23 protein-coding genes are annotated in these 24,210 nt (G+C 70.7%); 10 read left to right on the top strand and 13 right to left on the bottom strand.

Translation table 11 applies throughout. From position 1 onward, the window contains the following. Positions 1 to 8: 8 nt before the first annotated feature. From AB0L53_RS39055 to AB0L53_RS39040, 4 genes are all read right to left on the bottom strand, one after another. Positions 9 to 1,097, bottom strand: a complete 1,089-nt coding sequence (locus AB0L53_RS39055; RefSeq protein ID WP_364005348.1) for a cation diffusion facilitator family transporter — start codon at positions 1,095 to 1,097, stop codon at positions 9 to 11. A gap of 51 nt (positions 1,098 to 1,148) precedes the next feature. Beyond that, positions 1,149 to 2,312: an acyl-CoA dehydrogenase family protein gene (locus AB0L53_RS39050; RefSeq protein WP_225294962.1), complete on the bottom strand. Its 1,164-nt coding sequence runs from the start codon at positions 2,310 to 2,312 to the stop codon at positions 1,149 to 1,151. A 131-nt stretch (positions 2,313 to 2,443) separates the two neighbouring features. After that, the gene (locus AB0L53_RS39045) at positions 2,444 to 3,058 is read right to left on the bottom strand and encodes an amino acid-binding protein (RefSeq protein ID WP_364005345.1); all 615 of its coding nucleotides are present in this window, start codon (positions 3,056 to 3,058) and stop codon (positions 2,444 to 2,446) included. Between the two features lie 179 nt (positions 3,059 to 3,237). Further along, positions 3,238 to 6,351, bottom strand: a complete 3,114-nt coding sequence (locus AB0L53_RS39040) for a cytochrome P450 (RefSeq protein ID WP_364005342.1) — start codon at positions 6,349 to 6,351, stop codon at positions 3,238 to 3,240. Between the two features lie 54 nt (positions 6,352 to 6,405). On the opposite strand from AB0L53_RS39040, the gene AB0L53_RS39035 reads away from it, so the two are divergent. The 4 genes from AB0L53_RS39035 (at position 6,406) to AB0L53_RS39020 (ending at position 8,896) form a co-directional block, all read left to right on the top strand. Next, positions 6,406 to 6,966, top strand: coding sequence for a WHG domain-containing protein (locus tag AB0L53_RS39035; protein WP_364005339.1), 561 nt, complete (start codon positions 6,406 to 6,408; stop codon positions 6,964 to 6,966). Between the two features lie 149 nt (positions 6,967 to 7,115). Next, on the top strand, positions 7,116 to 8,243 hold the full coding sequence (locus AB0L53_RS39030; RefSeq protein WP_364005336.1) for a S1 family peptidase: 1,128 nt from the start codon (positions 7,116 to 7,118) through the stop codon (positions 8,241 to 8,243). 60 nt (positions 8,244 to 8,303) lie between these two features. Beyond that, entirely contained in the window at positions 8,304 to 8,768 is a 465-nt protein-coding gene (locus tag AB0L53_RS39025; RefSeq protein WP_364005333.1) for a hypothetical protein, read from the top strand. After that, complete coding sequence (locus AB0L53_RS39020) at positions 8,729 to 8,896, top strand: hypothetical protein (RefSeq protein WP_364005330.1); 168 nt, start codon at positions 8,729 to 8,731, stop codon at positions 8,894 to 8,896. Before AB0L53_RS39025 ends, AB0L53_RS39020 begins: the two co-directional genes overlap by 40 nt. 5 nt (positions 8,897 to 8,901) lie before the next feature. Here AB0L53_RS39020 and AB0L53_RS39015 read toward each other — a convergent pair whose 3' ends face one another. Then, positions 8,902 to 9,879 carry an aldo/keto reductase gene (locus tag AB0L53_RS39015; RefSeq protein ID WP_364005327.1) on the bottom strand — a complete coding sequence of 326 codons (978 nt, stop codon included), beginning with the start codon at positions 9,877 to 9,879 and terminating at the stop codon, positions 8,902 to 8,904. A gap of 68 nt (positions 9,880 to 9,947) precedes the next feature. On the opposite strand from AB0L53_RS39015, the gene AB0L53_RS39010 reads away from it, so the two are divergent. Beyond that, on the top strand, positions 9,948 to 10,619 hold the full coding sequence (locus AB0L53_RS39010; protein ID WP_364005324.1) for a class I SAM-dependent methyltransferase: 672 nt from the start codon (positions 9,948 to 9,950) through the stop codon (positions 10,617 to 10,619). A 62-nt stretch (positions 10,620 to 10,681) separates the two neighbouring features. On the opposite strand, the gene AB0L53_RS39005 is transcribed toward AB0L53_RS39010, so the two are convergent. After that, positions 10,682 to 11,476 carry a TetR/AcrR family transcriptional regulator gene (locus tag AB0L53_RS39005; RefSeq protein WP_364005321.1) on the bottom strand — a complete coding sequence of 265 codons (795 nt, stop codon included), beginning with the start codon at positions 11,474 to 11,476 and terminating at the stop codon, positions 10,682 to 10,684. 98 nt (positions 11,477 to 11,574) lie between these two features. Between AB0L53_RS39005 and AB0L53_RS39000 the strand changes: the two genes are divergently transcribed. Next, positions 11,575 to 12,099 carry a hypothetical protein gene (locus AB0L53_RS39000; protein ID WP_364005319.1) on the top strand — a complete coding sequence of 175 codons (525 nt, stop codon included), beginning with the start codon at positions 11,575 to 11,577 and terminating at the stop codon, positions 12,097 to 12,099. A gap of 155 nt (positions 12,100 to 12,254) precedes the next feature. After that, the gene (locus tag AB0L53_RS38995; protein WP_364005316.1) at positions 12,255 to 13,268 is read left to right on the top strand and encodes a LacI family DNA-binding transcriptional regulator; all 1,014 of its coding nucleotides are present in this window, start codon (positions 12,255 to 12,257) and stop codon (positions 13,266 to 13,268) included. Here the strand turns inward: AB0L53_RS38995 and AB0L53_RS38990 are convergent. Then, a complete protein-coding gene (locus AB0L53_RS38990; protein ID WP_364005313.1) occupies positions 13,210 to 14,490 on the bottom strand; it encodes a transposase in 1,281 nt (426 codons plus the stop codon). The genes AB0L53_RS38995 and AB0L53_RS38990 overlap by 59 nt on opposite strands. Positions 14,491 to 14,513: 23 nt before the next feature. Between AB0L53_RS38990 and tnpA the strand changes: the two genes are divergently transcribed. Continuing rightward, the gene (gene tnpA, locus AB0L53_RS38985; RefSeq protein ID WP_364005310.1) at positions 14,514 to 14,942 is read left to right on the top strand and encodes an IS200/IS605 family transposase; all 429 of its coding nucleotides are present in this window, start codon (positions 14,514 to 14,516) and stop codon (positions 14,940 to 14,942) included. Positions 14,943 to 14,987: 45 nt separating this feature from the next. On the opposite strand, the gene AB0L53_RS38980 is transcribed toward tnpA, so the two are convergent. Together AB0L53_RS38980 and AB0L53_RS38975 are read right to left on the bottom strand one after the other, a co-directional pair. Beyond that, complete coding sequence (locus AB0L53_RS38980; protein ID WP_364005638.1) at positions 14,988 to 15,137, bottom strand: helix-turn-helix domain-containing protein; 150 nt, start codon at positions 15,135 to 15,137, stop codon at positions 14,988 to 14,990. Positions 15,138 to 15,159: 22 nt separating this feature from the next. Then, positions 15,160 to 16,857: a family 43 glycosylhydrolase gene (locus AB0L53_RS38975; protein ID WP_364005307.1), complete on the bottom strand. Its 1,698-nt coding sequence runs from the start codon at positions 16,855 to 16,857 to the stop codon at positions 15,160 to 15,162. Between the two features lie 145 nt (positions 16,858 to 17,002). Here AB0L53_RS38975 and AB0L53_RS38970 point away from each other — a divergent pair, with 145 nt between their 5' ends. Together AB0L53_RS38970 and AB0L53_RS38965 are read left to right on the top strand one after the other, a co-directional pair. Next, positions 17,003 to 17,503, top strand: coding sequence for a SigE family RNA polymerase sigma factor (locus AB0L53_RS38970; RefSeq protein WP_364005304.1), 501 nt, complete (start codon positions 17,003 to 17,005; stop codon positions 17,501 to 17,503). Then, a complete protein-coding gene (locus tag AB0L53_RS38965) occupies positions 17,500 to 18,618 on the top strand; it encodes a hypothetical protein (RefSeq protein WP_364005301.1) in 1,119 nt (372 codons plus the stop codon). The genes AB0L53_RS38970 and AB0L53_RS38965 overlap by 4 nt, the downstream gene beginning before the upstream one ends. Positions 18,619 to 18,717: 99 nt before the next feature. Here the strand turns inward: AB0L53_RS38965 and AB0L53_RS38960 are convergent, their stop codons facing one another. From AB0L53_RS38960 to AB0L53_RS38945, 4 genes are read right to left on the bottom strand one after another with little or no spacing between them, the layout of a single operon-like run. Continuing rightward, positions 18,718 to 19,962 (bottom strand): right-handed parallel beta-helix repeat-containing protein, encoded by a 1,245-nt coding sequence (locus AB0L53_RS38960; RefSeq protein ID WP_364005298.1) that lies wholly within the window; start codon positions 19,960 to 19,962, stop codon positions 18,718 to 18,720. Between the two features lie 59 nt (positions 19,963 to 20,021). Beyond that, positions 20,022 to 21,797 (bottom strand): glycoside hydrolase family 13 protein, encoded by a 1,776-nt coding sequence (locus AB0L53_RS38955; protein WP_364005295.1) that lies wholly within the window; start codon positions 21,795 to 21,797, stop codon positions 20,022 to 20,024. 6 nt (positions 21,798 to 21,803) lie between these two features. Further along, positions 21,804 to 22,643 carry a sugar ABC transporter permease gene (locus tag AB0L53_RS38950; RefSeq protein ID WP_364005292.1) on the bottom strand — a complete coding sequence of 280 codons (840 nt, stop codon included), beginning with the start codon at positions 22,641 to 22,643 and terminating at the stop codon, positions 21,804 to 21,806. Further along, positions 22,640 to 24,208: an ABC transporter permease subunit gene (locus AB0L53_RS38945; protein WP_364005289.1), complete on the bottom strand. Its 1,569-nt coding sequence runs from the start codon at positions 24,206 to 24,208 to the stop codon at positions 22,640 to 22,642. The genes AB0L53_RS38950 and AB0L53_RS38945 overlap by 4 nt, the downstream gene beginning before the upstream one ends. Positions 24,209 to 24,210 lie beyond the last annotated feature (2 nt).

The following is a 24,210-nucleotide window of genomic DNA, read 5'->3' as shown; positions in this document are numbered from 1 at the left end:
CCCTGTCGTCAGCGATGGCTGGTCAGCGGGGCGTGATGGTCGGCGCCCGCCGGGCCGTGCGGGTCGGTGTGTACGGTGGCGGCGCGCAGTCTGGGCAGCTCGTGGATGAGGCGGTGCTCGGCGGCCACCGCCACGGCGTGCGCGTCCACGAGGGAGAGTTCATGGCCCACCAGGATCTCCACCTCGGCGTGCAGCGCGTGGCCGATCCAGCGCAGCCGTACGGAGCCGACGCGTTCCACTCCCTCGACGCCGCCCAGGATGGCTTCGGCCTCGTCGACGATGGCCGGGTCGACGGCGTCCATGAGCCGGTGATAGATCTCACGGGCGGCGTCGCGCAGCACGAAGCAGATGGCGACGGTGATGAGCAGGCCGACGATCGGGTCGGCGAGGGGGAAGCCCAGCGCCGCGCCGCCCGCGCCGATGAGCACGGCGAGGGAGGTGAAGCCGTCGGTCCTGGCGTGCAGCCCGTCGGCGACCAGCGCGGCGGAGCCGATCTCCCTGCCGACCCCGATCCGATAGCGCGCCACCCACTCGTTGCCGAGGAACCCGACCACGGCCGCCGCGGCCACCCACCCGACGGCCCGCATGTCCTGGGGGTGGAGCAACCGCGTGACCGCCTCGTACCCGGCCAGGACGGCGGAGGCGGCGATGATCAGCACGATGGCGATGCCGGCCAGGTCCTCGGCCCTGCCGTACCCGTAGGTGAAGCGGCGGGTGGCGGCCCGGCGGCCGAGCGAGAACGCGATCGCGAGCGGAACGGCCGTGAGCGCGTCGGCGACGTTGTGCAGCGTGTCGCCGAGCAGCGCGACGGAGCCGGACATAACAACGATCACGGCCTGGACGGCGGCGGTGACCAGCAGCACACCGAACGAGACGGCCAGCACGCGCAGCCCGCGACTGCTGCCTTCCAGGGCGGCGTCGGTCTTGTCGGCACTGTCGTGACTGTGCGGCGCGAGGGCATGCCCGGCCTTCGCCAGCAGCCCTCTGATCCCACCCCGCCCGCGCTCGCCCTCATGCCCATGACCGTGTCCGTGTCCGTGCCCATGCGCAGGTTCGGGTGAAAGGCCTGAAGAGGTGGAATCGTGCTGACCGGTCATAGCACCTCATTTGCCCAACAAGTCGCGTGCTCTACCGCGGCCCCCGAGCCATCACCACCCGACGTGGTTCTTGCCGGAGACGAGCGAACGGGCGATCACCAGCCGCTGGACGTCGTTGGTGCCCTCGCCGATGGCCATCAGCGGCGCGTCCCGGTAGAGCCGCTCGACCACGAACTCCTGCGAATAGCCATATCCACCATGAATGCGCATCGACTCCAGCGACGCCTTCAACGCCACCTCGGAGGCGAAGTATTTGGCCATCCCCGCCTCCATGTCGACCCGCTTCCCACTGTCGGCCTGGGACGCCGCCCAGTACGTCAGCAGCCGGGCCGCCTGGATCTCGGTCGCCATGTCGGCCAGCTTGAGCTGTACGGCCTGGAAGTCGGCGATGGGCTGCCCGAAGGCGTTGCGCTCGCGGGCGTAGCCGAGCGCGGCGTCGTAGGCGGCCTGCGCGACACCGACCGCGCGGGCGGCGATGTTGATCCGCCCGATCTCCAGCCCGCCGAGCACCTGCTGCATGCCGCGCCCCTCGACCCCGCCGAGCAGCGCGTCCACGGGCACGCGCACACCGTCGAGCACGACCTCGCACGTCTCGGTCCCCTTGTAGCCGAGCTTGGGCAGATCCCGGCTGACCCCGAACCCCTCGGCCGCCGGATCGACGAGCAGCACCGACATCCCCTTGTGCGCGGGTTCGGTGACGGACGTCTTCACCAGCACGGGCAACGGATCGGCGTGGCGGGCGTTGGTGATCCACGTCTTGGTGCCGGTCACGACATAGTGGTCGCCGTCGCGTACTGCCCTGGTCTGAATGCCCTGCAGATCCGTCCCGGCCCCGGGCTCGGTGAGCGCGATCCCGGTACGGCGGGCTCCGGTCGCCAGATCCGGGAGATGGCGCGACTTCTGCTCCTCGGTGCCGTGCCGAGCGATCATCCAGCAGGCCAGCGAGTGAGACCCGATGGTGCCCGCGACCCCCATCCAGCCCCGGGCGATCTCCTCGAAGACCAGGGCGAACGACACCATGTCCGCCCCGAGTCCGCCGTACTCCTCGGGCACGCTGAGGCCGAAGAGCCCCATCGCCTTCATCTTGTCGACGATCTCCGTGGGGTAGCGCCCGGAGTGCTCCCACTCGATGGCGACGGGCATGATCTCTTTGTCGACGAAGGCCCGCAGGGTCTCCCGGAAGGCCCTCTGCTCGTCGCTCAGCTCGAAATCCACCGGCTCCTCCTCAGCGTTGCCACGGCCGGGGCCAACGATACGCGCGTTGGAGAAGCGTCCCCTCGGACAAACCTCGCCGTACGTGTCAGCGGGGCTGAGCCGACCACCGAGGACAAACCTGGGCATACGTGTCAGCGGGGCGAGGCGACCACCGAGGACAGTTTGGAGACCACGGCCACGATGCGCGCGGCTCGTTCGAGTTCGGCGCGGTGGAAGTGCGGTCCCGCCGCGCGGGCGACGACCACGTGCAGCCCGTGGGTGTCGACCGGCAGCAGCATCAGCCGCAGGTCGTCGGCCGCGCGCGTGGCGGCCCTGAGCGGCGGCTCCAGCAGTTCGAACACCTCCGGCGCGCCCAGACTGGCATGCCGTACGACGTCGCCCGCCAGCGCTATCGACCACTCGGCGCCGCACAGCCCCGGCAGCGCGTCCACCAGCGTCGCGATCCCCCGCGACGGCTCCGACGCGACGTGCATGAGCAGGTCGTAGTCGGGCGCCGAGCCCGGGAGGTCCTTGGTCGGCCAGACCCCCTCGACGCGTACGCCCGGGACGGCCGAGAGCCGGTCGCGCACCTCGTCCGGCGTCACCTTCCCGGGCCAGGACACCGTGAAGTCGTCCACCGCCCGGCCCGTCTCCCGTTCCAGCACGGTGACCTGCAAAATGTCGGCACCCAACGCACCGAGTGACCGCGCGACCTGGCCCAGCCCCCCGGGCCGGTCCGGCAACGACACCCTCAGTCTGAGCAGCATGACCCGCCCCCTTTCCAGAGGCTCTCACAGTGCCCGTGGAAGGTTTCCAGCATGTTCCACGGATATGTCACGCATGCTGCACTTATATCCAAGGATGGTCCGCTAATCCGGGTTTTGGGATAAAGGTTCGCCCAGCGCCACCTGCGGAAAGCCGCAGGCGGCGCCCAAGAACGCGGAGATCAGGCGAAGACGTCCTGCTGGTAACGACCCTGCTCTTCGAGCGCGGCCAGCCACGCCTCGCCGTCCGTCCCGGTCTTGTCCCGGTGGATGGCGAGCAAGGCCCGCCGTACGGCGGGCGCCATGCGCAGCCCGTCCCCGCAGACGTACACGTGCGCCCCGGCCTCCAGCAGCTCCCACACCGCCTCGCTCCGCGCGGCGATCGCGTCCTGCACGATCCGGTACGGATGCCCGGCCACCGCCGAGTAGGCCACGCTCACGTGCACCCCGTCAGCCGACGCCCAGCCCTCCACCTCATCCCGGTAGAGCCAGTCATGCGAAGGATGGCGGCACCCGGCGAACACCTCGGCCCGCCCGGTGGCCCCGGTCAGCGCCCGCTCCTCCAGGAACCCCCGCAGCGGCGCGAACCCGGTGCCGGGACCGACGAGGATCACCGGCGTGGCGGGGTCCTCGGGCAGCCGGAACGGCGGCGCGGGCACCCGGATGTAGCCGTAGAAGCTCTCCCCGGGCGCCAGCCCGGCCAGGTAGGCCGAGCACATCCCGCGATATTCGCCGCTGCCCGACCACGCAGGGCCCTCCACCAGCCCGACCGTGATCCTGACCAGGGCGGGGTCGGCCAGCGGCGAGGAGGAGACGGAGTAGTAGCGCGGCCGGATCGGCCCGGCCATCTCCAGGAAGACCGGCAGTGGCAGCTCGATCGCCGGGAAGCGGTCGAGCAGCGCCAGCGGGGAGACCCGCTTGGCCAGGATCTCGTCGGCGTAGTCGGCGGTCAGCGCGTCGAGCTGGCTCCGCGTCCACGGGCACGAGGTGTGCGCGGCCAGGGCCGCCAGGTCCGACCTGGTGGCCACCTCCTGCAACTCGGCGAACTCGGTCAGCAGCAGCCCGGCCGTCACCGGCGTGTCCACGGGAAGGTGCGTGGCCCCGCCGGTGCGCAGGCGTACGACCTGCTCGCGCGGGACGCGCAGGCAGCGCAGTGCCCACTCCACCAGCTCCGGGTCGTTCTTGGCGAAGGCGGCCACGTGGTCGCCCGCCGAGTAGGTCACGCCCTCGGGCAGCCGCGCCACGATCGAGCGCACGCCGGGCCGCGGCGCCTCCAGCGAGAAGTCCCACAGCCCGGCCGGGTCGCCGGTCAGCTCCTCGTTGGAGACCACGGTCAGCGGGAACGCCCGCGCGGACACCACCGCGGGCCGTACCTCCGCCTCGCTGAGCACCTCCATCTGGTAGCGCGGCCCCGCGTCGGCGGCCGACGCGCTGTACTCCTCGGCCGTCGCCGCCCACAGTTTGGCGGTCCACGCCGACACGTCGCCGTCGAAGTCGCCGTCGGCGTCGGCCTCGCCCCGCTCGATCAGGGGTACGGCACCGGCCGCCGTCAGCTTGGCGAAGGCGCGGCGGGGGAAGTCCTGGTACGTGGGCCACTGGGTGTTGCCGCAGCCCAGCAGCGCCAGCCGTACTCCCGACAGGTCGGGCAGTTCCTCCAGCGCGTCGAAGTGCTGGGCGTTGTCGGGCGCCTTGCCGTTGTAGGAGGAGGCGACCACCAGGAGTAGCCCCTCGCTCGGCGGGACCAGCTCGTCGAGGGTGGTCAGCGTGGTGGCGAAGCCGGCCCGCCCGGCGCGCTCGGCCAGCCGCTCGGCGATGTCGGCGCAGGTGCCCAGGTTGGAGCCGTAGGCGACGGTGAGCGCGACGCCGGTGACGGCGATGTCCTGCTGCTCCTCCACCTCGATCGGCTGCCCGAGCACGGTGACGCGCTCGTGGGGACGGCGCTCGCGCACCCGGACGGTGAACCCGTCGGGCTTCAGGGTGAGCGTCTGCTTGATCTTCATCTTGTAGACGGCGGGGTCGGAGACGGCGAAGCGCCGAAGGATCATCGCCAGCGCAAGTCTGGCCTCGGTGAGCGCGAACTGGCGGCCGATGCAGGCCCGCTCGCCGTTGCCGAACGGCTTGTAGGCGCCGGGGTGATGGTCACGCTTGTTCTCGGGCAGCCAGCGGTCGATGTCGAACTCGTCGGGCCGGTCCCACGCCCTCGGGTTGCGGTGCAGCGACGGCAGCAGGACGATGACCGGCGCCCCCGCCGCCACCTCGTACTCACCGCCGAGCGTGGTGTCCGCGATGGCGTTCACGGTGAAGGCCGGGATCGGGGACCAGACCCGCAGCGTCTCCTCCAGGATCCGGGAGATCACATCCAGCTTCATGACCGTCTCGTAGGCCGGCGGCTCGTCGCCCGGCAGCAGCCGGTCGACCTCGTCGTAGGCCCTGGCCAGGGTGTGGGGGTCGCGCAGCAGGTTGTACAGCGCGAAGGAGAGCAGGCCGCTGGTGGTCTCGTGTCCGGCGATCAGGAAGGTGAGGACCTGGTCGCGGATGTTCGCGTCGGAGAGCCGGGCGCCGGTCTTCGGGTCGGACGCCTCCAGCATCAGGCCGAGCAGGTCCTTGGCGGCGGCGCCGTCCTCCGCGCGGCGCCGCCTGATCACGTCGTCGACCAGCTCGCGCATCAGCTCGATGTCGGCCCGGTAGGCGACCTCCTGCTTGCGCTTGAGCTTGGTGACGAACGGGAGCTGCTGGTTGCGCAGCATCGCCTCGGTCAGCGCGCCGCCCATCGCCGTCAGGAACGGGTGCAGCTCGGGCGAGTCGAAGGAGTCGAACCGGTAGCCGAACCCGGTCAGCGAGATCGTGTCGAGGGTGAGCCTGGTCATGTCGTCGGCCACCGGCAGATCCTGCCCCGGACGCCCCGCCCAGGACTCCACGAGCCGGTCGGCGACCTCCAGCATCTGCGGGTAGTACGCCTTCATCGACCGCTGGCTGAAGGCCGGCATGAGGATCCGGTGCGCGTGACCCCAGACGGGCTCGTCCGGCCTGGCCGTGAACAGCCCGTCGCCGGCGAAGTCGCGGACGATCGACAAGGGCGGGTTGATCTCCTTGCGGAACCGCGTCTCGTCGCACGCCTCGGCCACCAGATCCGGATCGTGGATCACCACGACCTGGCGGCCGAGCAGGTCGAGCTGGTAGATGCCCTCCGGGTGCGCCCGCGCGACCTCCTCGAAGTAGGTCATGGGCGAGTGGGCGGGCACCTGGAACGCGTTTCCGACGATCGGCAGCCCCCGGGGGGCGGGGATCTCTCTCATCAGCACTCCTTTCGGGTAGCCATACACCGTATGGCTCACGCTACCATACGGTGTATGGCAGTGAGCGCGCGCAGGGGAACCCCGCTGACCCTCGAGGAGATCTACACCACGGCGTTGCGCATGGTGGACGAGGTGGGCGTGGAAGGGCTGTCGATGCGCAAGCTGGCCGCCGAGCTCGACGTCAATCCGATGTCGCTCTATCACCACGTGGACAACAAGATGGCGCTGCTGACGCAGATCTGCGACACCAACGTCCAGCGCCTCGATCTCCCGCCGGACGAGTCGCTGCCCTGGCAGGAGCGGCTGCGCATCCTCGCGCGCGCCTATCGCCGGCTCACCACCGACCACCCGGAGATGTGGCGCTATGTGTACGCCCACCCGGAGATCACCGCCGACCGGGAGGGCGGCCTGTGGGGCGTGCTGTTCCCGATCCTGGAGGCGGCGGGCGTGCCGCAGGGTGAGCAGCGGCGCACGGCGGACGTGCTGTACGGGTTCGTGGCGGGCCTGGTGTTCGCCGAGACGGCCGGGCACATCGGCCAGGGCCAGGACGCCGAGGAGGCCGACCGCACCTTCGAGGCGGCGGTCGACCTCATCGTCCGCGGCCTGGGCGGCTGACCCACCGCTGGGGGCCTGGCTGACCAGCCACCGGAGGGCCGTCCCACCACCGCGAGCCGGGGCCATACCACCGTGATAGGGGTCGTTTGCCATCTATGCCAATCCCTACCAACCGCTAGCTTGACAGGCACCCCCACAAAGGAGTGCACATGCGGAGTAAGCGCTGGCCTCTCTTAGGCGCCACCATCGTGGCGGCCTGCCTGGCCACCACCCCCCTCACCCCCGCCGCGGCGGCCTCCCCGTCTCCCGTCCCGTCGGAGTCGACCCCGCCGTCCGTGATCGACTCCCTCGAGCGCGACCTCGGCCTGTCCGAGCAGCAGGTCATCACCCGGCTGGCCAACGAGCAGCGCGCGGCGGCCACGGAGGCCGCACTGACGTCCTCGCTCGGCGCCTCCTACGGCGGATCCTGGCTGACCGCCGACGCCGCCAAGCTCATGGTCGCGACGACGGACCCGGCCACCACCGGCTCCATCGAGGCGAAGGGCGCGCAACCCGTGCTCGTCTCGCGGACGCTGGCCCAGCTCACCGCGGTCAAGGACCAGATCGACCGGGCGTCGGACCAGGCCAAGGCCGGCGCGTCTCTGTGGTACATCGACGTGACCACCAACAGCGTCGTCATCGTCGCCGGGCAGCAGGCGGCCGGTGACGCCCTCGCCGCGGCCGCCGGCGTCGACAAGAACGCGATCCGCGTAACCGTCTCCGGCGAGCAGCCGCGGACCCTGATCAACATCGTCGGCGGCGCCCCCTACTACATCGGCGGCGCCCGGTGCAGCATCGGCTTCGCCGTCACCAAGGGCAGCACCCCCGGCTTCGTCTCCGCCGGGCACTGCCGGGTAGCCAACAACACCACCAACCCGACGGGCACCTTCCAGGGCGCCTCGTTCCCGGGCAACGACTACTCCTGGGTCGCCGCCCCCGGTAACACCGCTACGCCGTACGTACGCGGCGCGGGCGGCGCGAACGTCACCGTCCGCGGTTCCACCGCGGCCGGCGTCGGCTCCTCCATCTGCCGCTCCGGTTCGACCACCGGCTGGCACTGCGGGACCGTCCAGCAGCTCAACGCCACCGTGAGGTACGCGGAGGGCACCGTCACCGGCCTCACCCGCACCAACGTGTGCGCCGAGCCCGGCGACTCCGGCGGCTCGTTCATCTCCGGCAGCCAGGCCCAGGGCGTCACCTCCGGCGGCTCCGGAAACTGCAGCAGCGGCGGGACGACCTACTTCCAGCCGGTCAACGAGATCCTCAGCGTGTACGGGCTGACGCTCCGTACCGGCTGAGAACAGCCCTTCCCACGCACCCTTGCGTGCCCGGTGCCCTCGGCGCCGGGCACGCTTCACGTGCGCCCGGCACACGGCCGGTACGTGACATTCCCGCCGCAGACGCAAGGGGTCGCGGCGCTGGCCGGGACGACCGTCCCGATGCTGGATCCGGCGGTGTCCGGCCGGATCACCAACGGGTTCCTGGTCACCACCTCGCCGGTGCCCGCCCGGCTGTCCCGATTCCTCACCACCACCGGGCTCAACCTGCGGCCCGACGGCGGCGGGCGGCAGCTGCTGCACTCCCCGCACCTGGACGACCGGGCGGACGACCCCGCGGCCGACGTGCCAGGCGCGGTCCTGGACGAGATCATGGGGCTGCTGCCGAACGTGCTGCGGGCGACCGAGGGCGCCACGGTGGAGCGCGCGGTCGTGGGCCGCCGGGCGATGCCCGGCGACGGGCTGACCGTGGCCGGGTTCGCGGAGCGGGGCGGCGGGTGTACACGGTGGCCACGCACAGCGGGATCACGCCGGCGCCGCTGCTGATGGATGAGGTGGCGGGCGAGCTGTTCGGGGAGGAGTCGGCGCTGCTGGCGCCGTTCCGGCCGGGCCGCTTCACGGACGGCACGGCCGGCCCCGCCCCGGCCCCGGCCCGACGGCCCGGCCAGCAGTAGCCGGGTTACCAGCGGTGGTGGACCTGGGGGCGGATCAGCTCGTCGTAGACGGCGGTGACCGCCGCCCGGGTCTCCTCCGTGAGCGCGGGGAGCCCGGCCGCGGCGGCGTTGGCGCGGGCCTGCCGCGCGTCGCGGGCCCCGGGGATGACCACGCTGACGCCGGGCTGGTCGATGATCCACCGCAGCGCGAACTGGGCGGTCGTCATCCCCTCCGGCACCAGCGGCTTGAGCCTGGCCACGGCCCGCAGTCCAGTGTCGTAGTCGACACCCGAGAACGTCTCACCGACGTCGAACGCCTCCCCGTGCCGGTTGTAGGCGCGGTGGTCGTCGTCGGAGAAGCGGGTGTGCTCGTCGTACCGGCCTGACAGCAGGCCGCTGGCCAGCGGGACCCGGGCGATGATCCCGACCCCGGCCTCGGCCGCCGCCGGCAGCACCTCCTCCAGCGGCTTCAGCCGGAAGGCGTTGAGGATGATCTGCACGGTGGCGACGTTCGGCCGGGCGATCGCGGTCATTGCCTCCGCGCAGGTCTCGACGCTCACCCCGTAGGCGGCGATCCTGCCCTCCTCGACCATGGTGTCGAGCGCGTCGTAGACCGCCTGGTCCGAATAGACCGGAGTCGGCGGGCAGTGGAGCTGCACCAGGTCGAGGGTGTCCACGCCGAGATTCTTCCTGGACCGGTCGTTCCAGGCCCGGAAGTTGTCGAGGGTGTAGGCCGACACCTCCTGCGGCACCCGGCGCCCCATCTTGGTGGCCACCGTCAGGCCGGGGCGTTCCTTGATCAGCTGGCCGACGATGCGCTCGCTGCGCCCGTCGCCGTACACGTCGGCGGTGTCGATGAACGTCACCCCGGCGTCCACGGCGCCGTGCAGCGTGGCCAGCGCGTCATCCTCCCCGACCGCGCCCCAGTCGGCGCCCAGCTGCCACGCCCCGAGGCCGACCACGCCGACCTGCCTGCCCGTCCTGCCCAGCTCACGCTTCTCCACAATCCCGATCGTACGGGCGCTCACCTCCCCAATAGACAAGACGCAACGGTGCGTCTAATCTATGGGCCATGACAAACACCCTGCACTCTCCGCTGGTCCGTACCGTGCTCGACCGGCTGTTCGCCGCCGCGACGCTCGACGACGACGCGCCGTGCGGGCCGCTCCCCGGCGGTTCCCTGGAGACCGCCACCGCGCAAGAGCGCGCCGACGCCCTGGCGGCCCTGTACCTGCCGATCTCCGCTCGGGGCGGCGACCTTCTCTACACGCTGGTGCGGGCCGCCCGCCCGGAGACCGTCGTGGAGTTCGGCACCTCGTTCGGGATCTCCACGGTGTACCTGGCCGCCGCGGTCACCGACAACGGCACGGGCCGGGTGTACGGCACCGAGATGAGCGCGACCAAGGTCGCCACCGCCCGCGCGAACCTGGACGAGGCCGGGCTCGGCGGCGTGGTGACGATCCTGCCCGGCAACGCCCTGGACACCCTCGCCGAGGTGCCAGGACCGATCGGCCTGGTGCTGATGGACGGGTGGAAGGAACTGAGCCTGCCGGTGCTCCGGCTACTGGAGCCCCGGTTGGCGCCGGGCGCGCTGGTGGTGGCCGACGACGTCACCTTCGCCTCCATGGCCGACTATCTGGACTACGTACGCGATCCGGCGAACGGATACGTCAGCGTCGCCTTCCCGGTGGAGGACGGCATGGAGATCAGCTGCCATACCGGGGGCGCCCCGACGTACAGCTGACCCGACGTACAGCCGAACGGATCGGACGACGCTCAGGCCGGAGCGTCGGCGCCTCCCAGGGCCTAAGGGCCAGCGCCCCCCGAGGCCGGAGCGCCAGCGTCTCCCGAGGCCCGGGTGTCGGCGCCTCCCGAGGCCCGGGTGTCGGCGCCTCCCGAGGCCCGGGTGTCGGCGCCTCCCGAGGCCGGGCGGAGAAGGGCCCCTTCGATACCGGCCGTCAGCATGACCACCACCGACTCGAACAGCACGTCCGGCGGCTCCACGACGACCTCCTCGCCGATCCGCCCCAGATGCGGCCGGCCCTCGGCGGGTGGTGCCGTCGCCACGGCGGCGGGGAGCAGCCCAGCGGGCGGGCGGTCGTGCCAGGTGTCCCAGATCTCGGCGAAACCGGCCACCTGGAGCACGGTGATCGTCCAGGCGCGGTAGGCGTTCTGCGGGCTCAGCCCAAGCGCGAGGAAGAAGCCCACCAGCGCGTCGTCGGCGTCGAGCAGGCCGGGGGTGGCCAGGTGGGTGAGGTTCTCGGCGTGGGCGAGCGCCAGCAGGCCGGGGTGGGCTCGGTACCAGGACCGCAGGTCGAGGCAGTAGTCGCGGAGGCTCTCACGCCACCGCCCCGGATCCAGGCGCGGTTCGGGACGGTCGGCGTGGCAGATCGCCAGCACCTCGCGCAGCAGGTCATCGCGATCGCTGACGTAGTTGTACAGGGCACGCGGCGACACATGGAGCTCGGCGGCGACGTTGCGCATGGTCAGCTCCGTGGGACCGCCCCAGCCGAGAACGCGCAGCGCGGCGCGGGCGATCCGTTCCTTGGTCAGGGTGGGCCTGCCCATACGGACTTCGGGGCGTCGGCGGCGGGCGGGCACCGAGCCATGCTAGCCGGATCCGTTGAACTTCACACACCGTTGACTTTAAGCCGTCTCCCCCTCCACACTTAGCCGACGCTTACCAAGGAGGAAACGGCATGCGGTGGTCTCTGGTCGTCGAATACGGAGTGGGATTCGGGCTGGTGATGAGCGTGCTCTTCACCGTGACGATCTTCGCCGGGACGTTCGTCAGCCGCGATTTCCTGCTGAACGACTACCCCCCGGCCATCCAGGAGCGTTACGCCAAACCCAAGAGCGCGCGCGGCCGCCGGGTGGCGACCTGGGTGGGGGTGCTCTTCTGGGGGCTGTGCTGCGCACCCCTGACGGTCGCGGCGATGCTCCGCCTGCGCGCGGACCTCGGCACCGACCTGGGCTTCGGCCCGGCCGCCGTGGCGGGGGCGCTCATGTTCCTCACCCTGTCGGTGTACGACCTGGTGGTGCTCGACTGGATCGTCTTCGCCGGACTGCGCCCCCGCCTGATGGTGCTACCGGGCACCGAGGGCATGCGGGAGTACCGGGACCTGCGCTTCCACGCCGTGGCCGCCCTCAAGGGCAGCCCGCTGATCCTGGTCGTCGGCTTGCTGAGCGGAGGTGTTGTCGCGGGGCTGGAGGCGATCGCCTGACCGTCGTCAGATGGGCCGCGGCGTGGATGCACGTGTGAAACGCGACCAGGACGCGGCGACGGATTCCCCTCCCCGGCTGCGGATATCATCGCTTGAAAGGGTTTTCTCGGCGGCATTCCCGAGCCACCTCCAGCGAGTCACACGAAGGACGGCGCATGGCCAGGGGCGCGAGCGGCAGGCCGGCGACCATCACCGCGGTCGCGAAGCAGGCCGGGGTCTCCATCTCCACGGTCTCCCGGGTGATGAACGGCAACGCCCACGTGGACCCGGCGATCGCCGAGCGGGTCCGCGCCGTGGCGAGCGAGCTGCACTACTCGGCCAGCCCGCTGGCCCGTTCGCTCGTGCTGGGCCGCACGCAGCGCGTGGCCATCCTGGTGCCGGACCTGGAGAATCCGACGTTCCAGAGCGTGCTGCGCGGCCTGACCCGCGCCGCCGCCAGGGACAACTACCACGTACTGGTGGCGGACTCCCTCGAAACGGCCGACGAGGAGGGCACCCTGGCGCTGGAGGCGCGCCGCTGCTGCGACGCGATCGTGCTCTGCGCGCCCAGGATGCCGGAGGACAGGCTCAGGGTCCTGCTGCCCGAGCTGGCGCCGGTCGTCCTGATCAACCGCGAGAGTCCGTACGTCCCGGCGCCGACCCTCACCGCCGACTACGAGGCGGGCATTCAGCCGCTCGCCCGGCACCTCTATCAGCTCGGGCACCGCCGGATCGCCTACCTGGAGGGCAATCCCGACAGCGTCTCCAACACCCGGCGGCTGACCGGCCTCGCCCGGTTCCGCGCCGAGCATCCCGACGCCGATGTGCTCGGCATTCCGTGCGGGGTCACGTTCGAGCGCGGGCACGCCGTGGCGGACGCGGTGCTCGCGTCGGGGGCGACCGGGGTGCTCGGGTTCAACGACCTGGTGGCGATGGGGCTGCTCAGCGCGCTGAACGAGCGGGGCGTACGCGTGCCGGAGCAGTTGTCGCTGACCGGGTTCGACGACATCCCGTTCGCGAAGTACACGACGCCGCCGCTGACCACGGCGTCGGTGCCGGTCGTCGAGCTGGGCGAGGAGGCGTGGAAGCGGCTGCACGCGCTGCTCAACGGCGACAAGCCGGACCACGACCTCAGCTTCCGTCCCCGCATCGAAGTGCGTGGCAGCACGGGTCCCGTCCCCGGCCTTTGATGCGCCGTGCCGACGGGCGTGTCCGGCCGTCAAGCGGATTGCTCAGCGGAGCCGCGTTGGTGTCGGCGTTGCCGATCCATCCGCACGCCGGGTTCTTGCACGCGAACCGCGACTGCGTCTCGCGCGATCCTTTCGTGGTGGTGTGGCAGCGGTGGCACTCCTGGCTGGTGCCGCGCGGGTCGACCGTGGCGACCAGACCGCCACGATCGGCGGCCTTGTAGGTCAGCAACTCCACCGTCCGGCCCCACGCCTCACCCGCGATCGAGCGGTTCAGGCCCCGCTTCTGGGCGACGCCCCGCCCCGGCTGCCGCACCGTCCCGGACGCCGAGGCCATCATGGCGGTGATGGTCAGGTCTTCGACCACGATCGCGCTGAACTGCCGTGCGAGGCCGGTCGTGTTCTGATGCTGCCAGTCGACGGCTCGGCGCTTGGCTGTCGCGCGGAGCCGGGCGATCTGGTCATAGGTGCGACGCTCCCGCTTGGAGACCGGGGCACCTTTCCTGCGGCTGGCACGCTGACGGGCGCTTTTGCGCTCCAGACGCAACAGCCGCTCACGCTGCCCGCTACTGAGCCACGGACCATGCCGAAGATGCTCCCCGTTGGACAGAGCCAGGGCGACCGCGATGCCCCGGTCCATGCCTGCCTTCGGCCCAGTGTGCGGCACGGGGGCGCGCACGAGCAGCTCGGTACGGAAGACGATGGTCCACCCGTAGGCTTGTTTCACCAGGCGAGCCCCGGTGATCCTCCCGCAGGGTGCGCCCTTGGCGAGGCCGGGCAGGTCTTTGGTCCACCGGAACCTCACCCGCCCGAGTTTGGGCAAGTTCACCGCACCCCACCTGCGGCTGATCCGGGTGATCCGCAAGTCACGGGCCTGGGGGACATCCACGGCCATCCGGCACCCCAACCGGGCCTTGAACGTCGGCCGCTCGGCCGGGTGGTCGGGATTGAAGAAGTTCGCCCACGCCTGCCGGTAGGTCTTCAGCACGGCCTGCGCGGCCTGAGCGGGCAACTGCCCCATCCACTCGATCTCGTGGCGGGCCTGGCGAATCGCCGCGTCGCACTCCTTCAATGACGCGAGGCGGGCCTGGCGGAAGGTGGTGAACTCATGGAGCAGGTTCCACACGGCACGCGCGGTGTGGGCTTGACCGTCCAAAGCGGCCTCCTGGGCCGGGCTGAGGTCGAGTCGCGCCACGTGCGCACGAGTCCGCTTCACCTGCTCCACGCGCTGATCGTATCGTTTGGTTTATGTCACCGCGATGGAATCCGAACCCCGACGTGAGAAGGGGACGACATGTCGTTCACACCCTTCATGCCCATTTGGTGTTCGTGACAAAGTACCGGCGTGGGGTGTTCACCGACGAGATGCTGATCCGCTGCGAGGAACTCATGCGCGAGGTATGCGCCGACTTCGAGGTCGAACTGCGCGAGTTCAACGGCGAGCACGACCACGTCCACCTGCTCATCCACTACCCGCCCAAACTCGCCCTGTCCAAACTCGTCAACTCGCTTAAAGGGGTCTCGGCCCGGATGCTTCGTAAGGAATACAGCGCACACGTCCGCGAACACCTCTGGGGCGGACATTTCTGGTCTGGTTCCTACTTCGCCGGGTCGGTCGGCGGGGCGCCGCTCACCGTGCTCAAGCAGTACATCGAGCAGCAGAAACGACCGGTGTGAGCGAAGCTGCCGACAAAACCTGAAAGGTCAGGGCACGCTCGCGCCCTAGCGGGCACTCCCGCGTGGGCCTTCACCCTCGGTGTAAACGCCGGAGCACTGGCCCACATTCTGGTAGATGGTGAAGCGGCTGACTCCGAGTGCGGCGGCCGCCGTTTCGGGTGCCTGCTTGACCAGGAAGAACCCGCGGCGTTCCAGCTCGGCGAAGCCGGAGCTGCTGTCAACGCGCGCGGGGATGGATGGTCACCGGGCCGAAGACGGCCGTGCCCTCGCCGGGCGAACCGGGCGGGGCGGCCGCGAACAGGCCGAGTTCCGCCGAGATCCACCGTCCCTGCTCCGCCTGGAACCCCTCGAATCCGGTGACCCAGCCGTCACCAGCGCCACTCTCATCAGCGCCGCCGTTGCCACCGCGGTGGCGGAAGCGCAGCACGCAGACCCCCGCGCCGTCGGAGTCGATCCGTAGCCCGACGATCGCGGTCTCGTCGGGCAGCCGTGCGCTGAACCGTGTCACCTCGCCCTCATCACCGTCCTGGTACGTCCGGACCTCGACGCTGAGCCCGTCACGGTCGCGCGCCAATCCCACGTACGCGTAAGAGGCGCCGAGCACGACCACTCCGGCCCTGGCCCCCGGCTCATCCGCCGCAAGCCGGAGTGTGGTGGTGAACCGCGCGGCCACACCGGGCATCTGCTGGCCGAGCACCTGTGCCAGGTTCCGCAGGTTGCCCCGGTCGTTGGGCACCGCGCGCAGTCTGGCTTGACCGTCGCCGTCCAGACGGAGCAGGCCGGGAGCCGGATTCGCCTGCCAGTACCACTGCGGCCCCAGCTCCCCCGCCCGGAAGTCGTCGTCCCGCCCCGGCTCCGCCTGCCCGGCACGGGCCGGGCGAGGGGCCAGCGCCGAAGCACGAGCCGAGGCCGGGCGAGGGCCCAGCGCCGAAGCACGGGCCGGAGCCGGGTGCGGTCCCTGCGCCGGGTGCGGTCCCGGCGCCGGTGCCGAGTGAAGGACCGCCGCCGAGGCGCGCGCCGGGGCCGGGTGTTCCAGGACGGGATGTCCCTCCACCCCCATCACCGGCCACCCGTCGTCCCCCCAGCGCATCGGCTGTAGGTGGACCACCCGGCCGAACACGCCACGGTCCTGAAAGTGCAGGAACCAGTCTTCGCCCTCCGGCGTGGTGACCCAGGCCCCCTGGTGCGGCCCGTTGACCGGCGTGTCACCCTGCTCCAGGACCACGCGGTCCTCGTACGGGCCCGCCGGCGACCGTGACCGGAACACCGACTGCCAGCCGGTCGCGACACCCCCGGCCGGGGCGAAGATCCAGTACCAGCCATCGCGCTTGTAGACCTTGGGCCCCTCCAGCGTCGAGTAGCCGGGCAGGGCGTCCCCGTCGATGACGGTGACGGGCGTGCCGATGATCTCGCGGGCGTCCGGCGTCATCTCCACCAGCGACAGCCGGTTGCTGATGCCACTGCGACTCTTCGCCCACCCGAACACCAGCCAGGCGCGCCCGTCGTCGTCCCAAAGCGGGCAGGGGTCGATCACGCCAGGCCCGGGGAGCAGGAGGTGGGGCACCGACCACGGCCCAGCCGGATCCGTCGCCGTCAGCACATGAACCCCGTGGTCGGGGTCGGGGTAGAAGATCCAGAACAGGCCGTCGTGATGCCTGATGGAGGGCGCCCACGCCCCGCCGCCGTGCCGGGGCACCGTGAAGTGCTCCGCCGGTGGCACGGCGGGCAGCGCGCGGCCGATCAGCTCCCAGCGCAGCAGGTCGGGCGAGCGCAGGACGGGCAGGCCGGGGGCGCGGTTGAAGCTCGACGTGACCAGGTAGTAGGTCTCACCGACACGGATGACGTCCGGATCGGGCCAGTCGGCGTTGAGCACGGGGTTGCGGTACGTGAGCCGCCCGGCCGGTTCGTCTGCCATGTGTCCAAGCTCCCGCAGCCAGCTGAGAAAACGTTTCCCCGCTATTCTGGCACGCCCTCCGTCGCCACTCCGATCCAGATCCGATTCAACGGTTCGGCCCCTCGGTCCGTCTATGCCGTGACGGACCAAGGAAAGGCATAGGCCATTGGATGAAATTTCGCGCTTCGAGGACTTCGTCGCGGAACGGGCCGATGCCCTGCTGCGCTATGGATACCTGCTCAGCGGCAACCCGCACGACGCGGCCGACCTCACCCAGGAGGCGCTGATCCGGCTGCACCGGGCGTGGCCACGGGTGCGCCAGAAGCAGGCTCCCGAGAGCTACACCAGGATGATCATGGCCAGGTTGCACATCAGCGTCTGGCGGATGCGCAGGCGCGAGCGGCTCGACTGGGCGCTGCCCGAGACCGCCCAGCTCGACGTGCTGCCCTCCGGCATCGAGCAGGACCTGTGGCAGGCGCTCGCCGGCCTGCCGCGCAAGCAGCGGGCCGTACTGGTCCTGCGCTATTACGAGGACCTCGCCGACGAGGAGATCGCCGGTGTGCTCGGCATCTCCCGGGGGACCGTGCGCAGCCACGCGTCGCTCGGCCTGGCCAAGCTCCGTTCCACCGTGCCCCACCCCTCAGCGATCGACGGGAGCCCCGCATGACCGACCAGTTGGAATCCCACCTGCGTTCGACCCTCGGCCACGCCGCCGAGCATGCGCCGAAGGCGCCGTCCGGGCTGCGTGCCGAGGTCGTGTCGCGGTCGCGGCGGCGCAGGACGCGCACGCAGGCCCTCGTCGTGGCACTGGCCGTCACCGTCGTGGCCCTGCCGGTCACGCTGACGGTCACCGGCGGGCAGAAGGGTGACGACGTCGCCACCGGCACCATCGACCCACGCCGCAGCTGGGACGTCATGGAGGGCAAGACTCCGATGGGCGACCGTCTGCTGATCGACAACCCGTCCGAGGAGCGGCCCCTGACCCTCTGGTACGCCAAGGGTAAGACGGGCACGGTCCTCTGCCAGTCCTACGAGAGCAGGACCGGCGTCACGACGCAAGGATGCGGCAAGCCGCTCGACAGCCGGAAGGCCACCAAGCAGAGTTCGACCGACCCGTTCCCCTATCCGTCCACGGGCGTGGTGATGCACTTCGGCACCGCGCGGCCGGAGGTCGCCCGCGTCACCGCCGTGATCGAGGGCGGCGACCAGGTGACCGGGACGATCCACCTCCCGAAGGGCGCTCCCCAGGGCATCTGGACCGTGTCCACGCCCACGAGCGAGACGGTGACGGCGTTCGAGTTCGCGGATGCCAAGGGCCAGATCGTGGCACGGATCAAGAACGAGCCCGCCATCTTCCCCGAGGAAAAGGCCCAGCCGGTCGGCCCCGCCGTGCGGATGCCGGGAGGCCTGTCCGTAGGTCTCTACAAGGTGCCCGGCGAGACGCTGCTCTGGAAGCTGAACGGACAGACCGTCGTCATGAATCTCGTCGATCCCGACCACCTGATGACCGACAGGGACGGCAAGAAGTACCCCGTGGAGCTGGCTGAGCACGACAAGCGCTGGTTGGGCATCGCGAGCGCGAAGACCGCCCGGGTCACCCTGCTCTTCGGCGACGGCAGGTCCGTGTCGGCCGCCACCCGGCCGGACCCGTGGAACCTCGGCATCCGGTTGTTCGCCGGGACCTACGATCGCGCCCGCAACATCAGCTACGAACGCTTCCAGATCATCGGCTACGACGAGGCGGGCGTGCAGATCTGGCAGCAGACGCACGAGAAGCGCTGAACGAGTGACCGCCCGGGCGGTCACATCACAGCTGCCCGGCGGGGTTGGTGAGCAGGCGATATCCAGAATTACAGGCTATATCCCGAAATACAGGGAGGTTCAGCGCTGGTAGGCGCCGGCGTTCGGGGCGGCGGGCAGGCCCGCGATGTCCGTGCCGCCCGACGCCCGGCCGAACCACGCGGCACCGAGCCGGACGCCCCGGCCCAGCGCCGGCGAGCCGGGCCGCAGGTGCAGGTCCGTACGGGAGACGAAGCGCGGGTCCGCCCTCACCGACTTGGGCCCCAGCTTGAACGCGTACGTCCGCCCCTTGTACACGCCGCCCGCGTCGTCGGCGCCCTTCCCGTCCTCGTACCCGGCCTCACCGCCGACCGAGATCGCGTTGTTGCGCAGCTTGAGTATCGACGGTGAGCAGCCGCCGTGGCAGGACCAGCCGATCGTCGCGCGCGCGGGCAGGTAGACCGAGTTGTGCACCGCGATGGTCCCCGTCACCGGGCCGACGATGTGCTGGGGGCCACGGGTGATCAGGAACGATCCATGCTTGCGCGAGGAGGTGACCACGTTGAAGGCGAACACGTTCCCGGCGGCCGTCTTGCCCTTGCGGGCGCCGAGCTCGGTGAACGTCTCGTTGTCGCGGGCGGTGTTGTGCGTGATCAGGTTGCGGTCGCCGTCGAAGATCTCGACCGCCGCCCCGTCGAAGCCGTAGTCGTTGCTCGCCGCGTAGCTGCCGGTGATGGTGTTGCCCGTCACCGTGTTGTCGTCGCCGTTCAGCAGCACGCCGAACGCGCCGGAGTCGTTGTCGGGCTCGGAGTCGTTCACGCTCATCCGGGCGTTGGACGTCAGCGTGCTGTCCCTGATGACGTTGCGGGAGCCGGTGGGGGGGACCAGCACTCCGGCGATGTTGCGGTCGGCCCGTACGCCGACGAGCTCGTTGCCGTCGCCGCTCAGCTCGAACCCCGCCCATTGGCAGCCGGAGGCGCGCAGGCCGCTGATGCGCCAGTGGTTGCCGGTCACGACGACGCAGTTGCCGTCCATGCCGGAGATCTTCGCCATGGGGCCGGTCCCGTACGGCTGGATGACGATGGGTTTGGCCGCCGTGCCCTTGGCGCTCAGGGTGAGCGTGCCCGTCCACTTGCTGCCGCGTTTGACGCTGACCGCGTCGCCGGGTTTGAGGTCGGCGGCGCCGATCTTCTCGAGTGATTTCCAGGGTTTGGTGGCGCTGGTCCCGGCAGCCGAGTCGTCGCCCATCCGCGAATCGACGTAGTAGGTGGTGCCCGCGCGGGCCAGGGCCGAAGCCGGGAGGGCGGGCGCGAGCGAGGCGATGACGGCCACGGAGAGCAACCTCATGCGAACACACCACTATCTAGTTTAAATCTGAACGATGGGGGGCCGCCCACGCTAGCGCGTCACCGCGCGAGGCGCCAGACACGCAGCGAAGGGCCATCACCCGGCAACACATCGGTGTCAGAAGCGTTATAAACCCCTGCCGCCCGCATGGGAAGGGAAATGGCCTGGCCCGGCGCCCTGCGCGCGCACACCAGCAGCGACTCCTCGGCGCCCTCCCGGAGAAAGACCAGGCAGTCGGCGTCGGCGTGCAGCCACCGCAACCCGCCGTGGCGCAACGCGGGCTCGGCCCGGCGCAGGCCGAGCAGCTCCCGGTAGGCGGCCAGCGTCGCGAGGTCCTGGTCGGCGGGCCGGTCCCAGGGCATGGGGGTACGCGCGTGCTCGCCGTTCACCCCCGTCAGCCCGAACTCGCTGCCCGCGAACACCATCGGCGTGCCCGGCAGCGTGGCCTGCAGCCCGAGCGCGACGAGATGGCGCTCCGCCGAGCCGGTCACGGTGCGGATGCGCGGCGAGTCGTGCGAGTCGAGCAGCTGCCATGAGTGCGCCTGCGAGCGCCACGACAGGTGGGAGGCGAAGGCACGGAACGTCGCGTACGTCTGGAGTCCGTCACGCGACGGCACCCCGCCGGGCACGCCGAGGAAGTTCGCCAGCTCCAAGTCGGGCGAGCGCAGCCAGGCCCACACCGGCCGGGTGAAGCCGCCGTAGTTCATCGTGCCGTGCCAGCCGTCGCGGTCCAGGTCGGGCGAGGCGTCATGGCAGTGCTCGGCGATGAGCGCCGCGCCGGGCCCGATCGCGCGCCGCAGCAGGGCGGCGATCTCGTGGTTGTGATCGTCGCGGCCGTGCCTGCCGGTCATGTTCGCGACGTCGACGCGCCAGCCGTCGAGCGGGCCCAGCCACTTCTTCAGTACGGCCGGGATCCGGGCCCGTACCAGGTCGCCGCCCCAGTTGAGCTTGGGCAGCGACTTGACGCCGTACCAGGACTCGTAGTCGCCGGTGGCGGGATCGAAGTAGAACATCTCCCGCTCCGGCGCGCCCACGTCGGACATCGCGGCGGTGAACCAGGGGTGCGTCCGGCCGCAGTGGTTGGTGGTGATGTCGCCGATCAGCCGCATGCCGCGCGCGTGCAGCGCGTCGGCGAGCCGGTGCAGCGCCTCGTCGCCGCCGAGCAGCGGGTCGACGCGGTCGAAGTCGGCGGCATCGTAGCGGTGGTTGGAGCGAGCCGGGAAGATCGGCGTCAGGTAGACGGTGTCCGCGCCGAGCGCCTGGACGTGGTCAAGCCGCTCCACGATGCCGTCGAGGTCGCCGCCGTAGAACTGCTGGGACGTGCCGGGGCCCGAGGGGATGACCGGGTCGCGGTCCCAGTCGCGCGGCAGCGCCCAGTCCGGCAGCTCCCGCATCGGCCTGGACCTGGCGAAACGGTCAGGGAAGATCTGGTAGACGATCGCGTCGGCCAGCCACGGGGGCGGCGTCTCGTGAGAGACCAGCCGGAAGTCGGTGGCGTCGGTGACGTCGTGCGTGACGAGCCCGGCCGCGGTCAGCCACGCCTGGCCGCCCTCGGTGTGCAGGAGGAAGCGGTAGGGGGTGACCGGGTTGGCGGCGACGAGGTCCGCACGCCACCAGACGTCCGTCTCGCCGTAGCCCCCGACGGCGCCGGGGGTGTCGGGCGAGGCGGCGGTGAAGCGGGGTTCGCCGTCGCGGACCGTACGGACGTGCACGCCGGTGATCCCGGCGGACAGCGGCGCCCGCAGCCGGACCGTCACCGTCGAGCCGGGCGCCGGCGCCTGGGTGGAGACGTACAGAGCGGAGCCGTCGTGATGCGGCTCGCCGAGGAAGCGCAATGAGACCTATCCCTTGACGGCCCCGGCCGTGAGCCCGGAGACGATGTACTTCTGCAACCACAGGAACACGCCGACCGTGGGGACGGCGGTGAGCAGCGTGGCCGCCGCGAACATGCCGAAGTTGGCGTTGCGCTGGTCGCCCGCGATCATCCCGTACATGCCCACGGCCAGCGTCTTGCTCTCCGGATCGCGCAGGAAGACGTTGGCCATGATGAACTCGCTCATCGTGCCGATGAAGGCCAGCAGCGCGGTGACCGCGAGGATCGGCGTGACCAGCGGCATGATGACCCGCCAGAAGATCTGCGCGTGCGTGGCGCCGTCGACCGTGGCCGCCTCGTCGAGCTCCTTGGGGACGGTGTCGAGGAAGCCCTTCATCAGCCACGTGTTCACGCCCAGCGCGCCGCCCAGGTAGAGCAGCATGAGCCCCCACACGGTGTTGAACCCGAACGCGGGGTAGAGCTCGGTCACCTTGGTGAAGATCATGAAGATCGTCACGATGGCCAGGAACTGCGGGAACATCTGGATGAGCAGCAGCGCCAGCAGCCCGACCCGGCGCCCACGAAAGCGCATCCGGCTGAAGGCGTAGGCGGCGAACATCGACAGCAGCAGACTGGCGAACGACGACGTCAGCGCGACGAACACCGAGTTGAGGAACCACCTGGCGAACGGGTACCGGTCGGAGGTGAACAGGTCGGCGAAATTCCCGAGGCCGGCCCCGGTGGGCAGCAGGTCGGTGGAGGCCAGCGTGCCCAGCGGGTTGATCGCGGCCGAGACCACGAACAGGATCGGGAAGACCGCGAACGCGCACACCACCAGCACGAACACGTGCCGCAGCGCGAGTCTCATGCGTAGACCTCCTCCTGTCTGCGGGTCCGGCGGAAGGCCACCGCGGAGATGATCGCCACGATCGCGAAGATGAACACCGAGATCGAGGCGGCGAAGCCGAACTGGGCGCCATAGGTGCCGAACGCCAGCCGGAAGGTGTAGGTGATCAGCAGGTCGGTGGCCCCCACCTGCGGGCTCTCCGCCGGGAACGGGCCGCCCTCGCTGGTGAGCGCGATCGCGTTGAAGTTGTTGAAGTTGTAGGCGAACGACGAGATCAGCAGCGGCGTCAGCGCCACCAGCAGCAGCGGCAGCGTCACCTTGCGGAAGCCCTGCCACGGCGTCGCCCCGTCGATGGAGGCCGCTTCGGTCAGCTCGCGCGGGATGGCCTGCAGCGCGCCCGTGGTCACCAGGAACATGTACGGAAAGCCGAGCCAGAGGTTGACCAGGATGACCGCGAACCTGGCGGTGGACGGCTGCCCCATCCAGTCGACGTCCAGCCCGAAGAGCTGGTTGATCAGGCCGAAGTCGCGGTTGAACATGTCCCGCCAGACCAGCAGCATCGCGAAGGCGGGCATCGCGTACGGCAGGATCAGCGCGATCCGGTAGAAGCGGGTGCCGCGCATGCGCGGATGGTGCAGCGCCAGCGCCACCGCCATCCCGAGCGCGAACGTGGCCACCACGGAGGCCAGCGCGAACACAACGTTCCACCCGAAGACCCCGATGAAATATCCGGAGATCGTGGGATTCGTCAGGACACGGGTGAAGTTCGCGAAGCCGACGCTCACCTGCCAGCCCTGCGCGAGGTGCGCGCCCGAAGCGTTGACGAAGTAGCCCTGCCCCTCGTCGGCCTTCCACCGGTCGCCCTCGCCCTGGACGCAGTCGCAGCGCGCGTCGTAGACCAGCGCCGAGCGTCCCTCGACCGCGCGGCTCAGGCCGTTCGCCTTGATCAGGCCGCCACGGGTCGGCACGGCCAGCGCCGCGACCTGCTGCGCCCTGGCCGCCGCCTGCGGCGCCGTCAGCACGGTGAAGCCGGGCGCCCGCAGCACCTTGCCCGTAATGCCCACCTCGGCACCGGTCACCGGCGCGAGCCCGGCCGGGTCGCCCGCCTGGACCTGCTTGGTCTTCGGGTCCACGAGCAGGAAGACCAGCCGGTCGCCCTTCAGCGCCGCGGTCAGGCTGTACTCGGGCGAGCCGGGCGCCTGGCGTACGGAGCCGGTCTCGATCGCCGTGATGGCGGCCTGCTTGTCGCCGCGGTGGCCGTCGCCGAAGTTCGTGAACGCCGTGCTGACGGTGTAGAGGACCGGGAACACCTGGAAGGCGATCAGGAAGACGGTGCCGGGGATCAGGTACTTGGCCGGGATGAAGCGGCGGGTCAGGTAGAGGTAGGCGATGACCGCGGTGGCCAGGCCGAGGACCGCCAGGGCGGGCCACGACCCGGCGGCGACCAGGGGCGGCGCCGCGTACACCAGGAGCGCCGCCGCCACCGCGAGCACCACGACCCTGCTGACCAGGAACGCCGTGGTGATCTCACGGCGGGGCCGCGGGGGAGCATGGGATCCCGCGGCCGCACGCACGTCCAGGGACATGA

The organism is Nonomuraea sp. NPDC052129 (assembly GCF_040680095.1).
Classification (GTDB): Bacteria; Actinomycetota; Actinomycetes; order Streptosporangiales; family Streptosporangiaceae; genus Nonomuraea.
Note: the sequence above shows the minus strand (reverse complement) of the source record. Positions and strands in the feature narration are given on the sequence as shown.

Excerpts from the sequence above, each read along its gene's own strand:
- AB0L53_RS39055 (WP_364005348.1), bottom strand. The coding sequence starts at position 1,097 with ATGACCGGTCAGCACGATTCCACCTCTTCAGGCCTTTCACCCGAACCT.
- AB0L53_RS39045 (WP_364005345.1), bottom strand. The coding sequence starts at position 3,058 with ATGCTGCTCAGACTGAGGGTGTCGTTGCCGGACCGGCCCGGGGGGCTG.
- AB0L53_RS39040 (WP_364005342.1), bottom strand. The coding sequence starts at position 6,351 with ATGAGAGAGATCCCCGCCCCCCGGGGGCTGCCGATCGTCGGAAACGCG.
- AB0L53_RS39035 (WP_364005339.1), top strand. The coding sequence starts at position 6,406 with ATGGCAGTGAGCGCGCGCAGGGGAACCCCGCTGACCCTCGAGGAGATC.
- AB0L53_RS39030 (WP_364005336.1), top strand. The coding sequence starts at position 7,116 with ATGCGGAGTAAGCGCTGGCCTCTCTTAGGCGCCACCATCGTGGCGGCC.
- AB0L53_RS39010 (WP_364005324.1), top strand. The coding sequence starts at position 9,948 with ATGACAAACACCCTGCACTCTCCGCTGGTCCGTACCGTGCTCGACCGG.
- AB0L53_RS39000 (WP_364005319.1), top strand. The coding sequence starts at position 11,575 with ATGCGGTGGTCTCTGGTCGTCGAATACGGAGTGGGATTCGGGCTGGTG.
- AB0L53_RS38995 (WP_364005316.1), top strand. The coding sequence starts at position 12,255 with ATGGCCAGGGGCGCGAGCGGCAGGCCGGCGACCATCACCGCGGTCGCG.
- tnpA (WP_364005310.1), top strand. The coding sequence starts at position 14,514 with ATGTCACCGCGATGGAATCCGAACCCCGACGTGAGAAGGGGACGACAT.
- AB0L53_RS38975 (WP_364005307.1), bottom strand. The coding sequence starts at position 16,857 with ATGGCAGACGAACCGGCCGGGCGGCTCACGTACCGCAACCCCGTGCTC.
- AB0L53_RS38965 (WP_364005301.1), top strand. The coding sequence starts at position 17,500 with ATGACCGACCAGTTGGAATCCCACCTGCGTTCGACCCTCGGCCACGCC.
- AB0L53_RS38960 (WP_364005298.1), bottom strand. The coding sequence starts at position 19,962 with ATGAGGTTGCTCTCCGTGGCCGTCATCGCCTCGCTCGCGCCCGCCCTC.
- AB0L53_RS38950 (WP_364005292.1), bottom strand. The coding sequence starts at position 22,643 with ATGAGACTCGCGCTGCGGCACGTGTTCGTGCTGGTGGTGTGCGCGTTC.
- AB0L53_RS38945 (WP_364005289.1), bottom strand. The coding sequence starts at position 24,208 with ATGTCCCTGGACGTGCGTGCGGCCGCGGGATCCCATGCTCCCCCGCGG.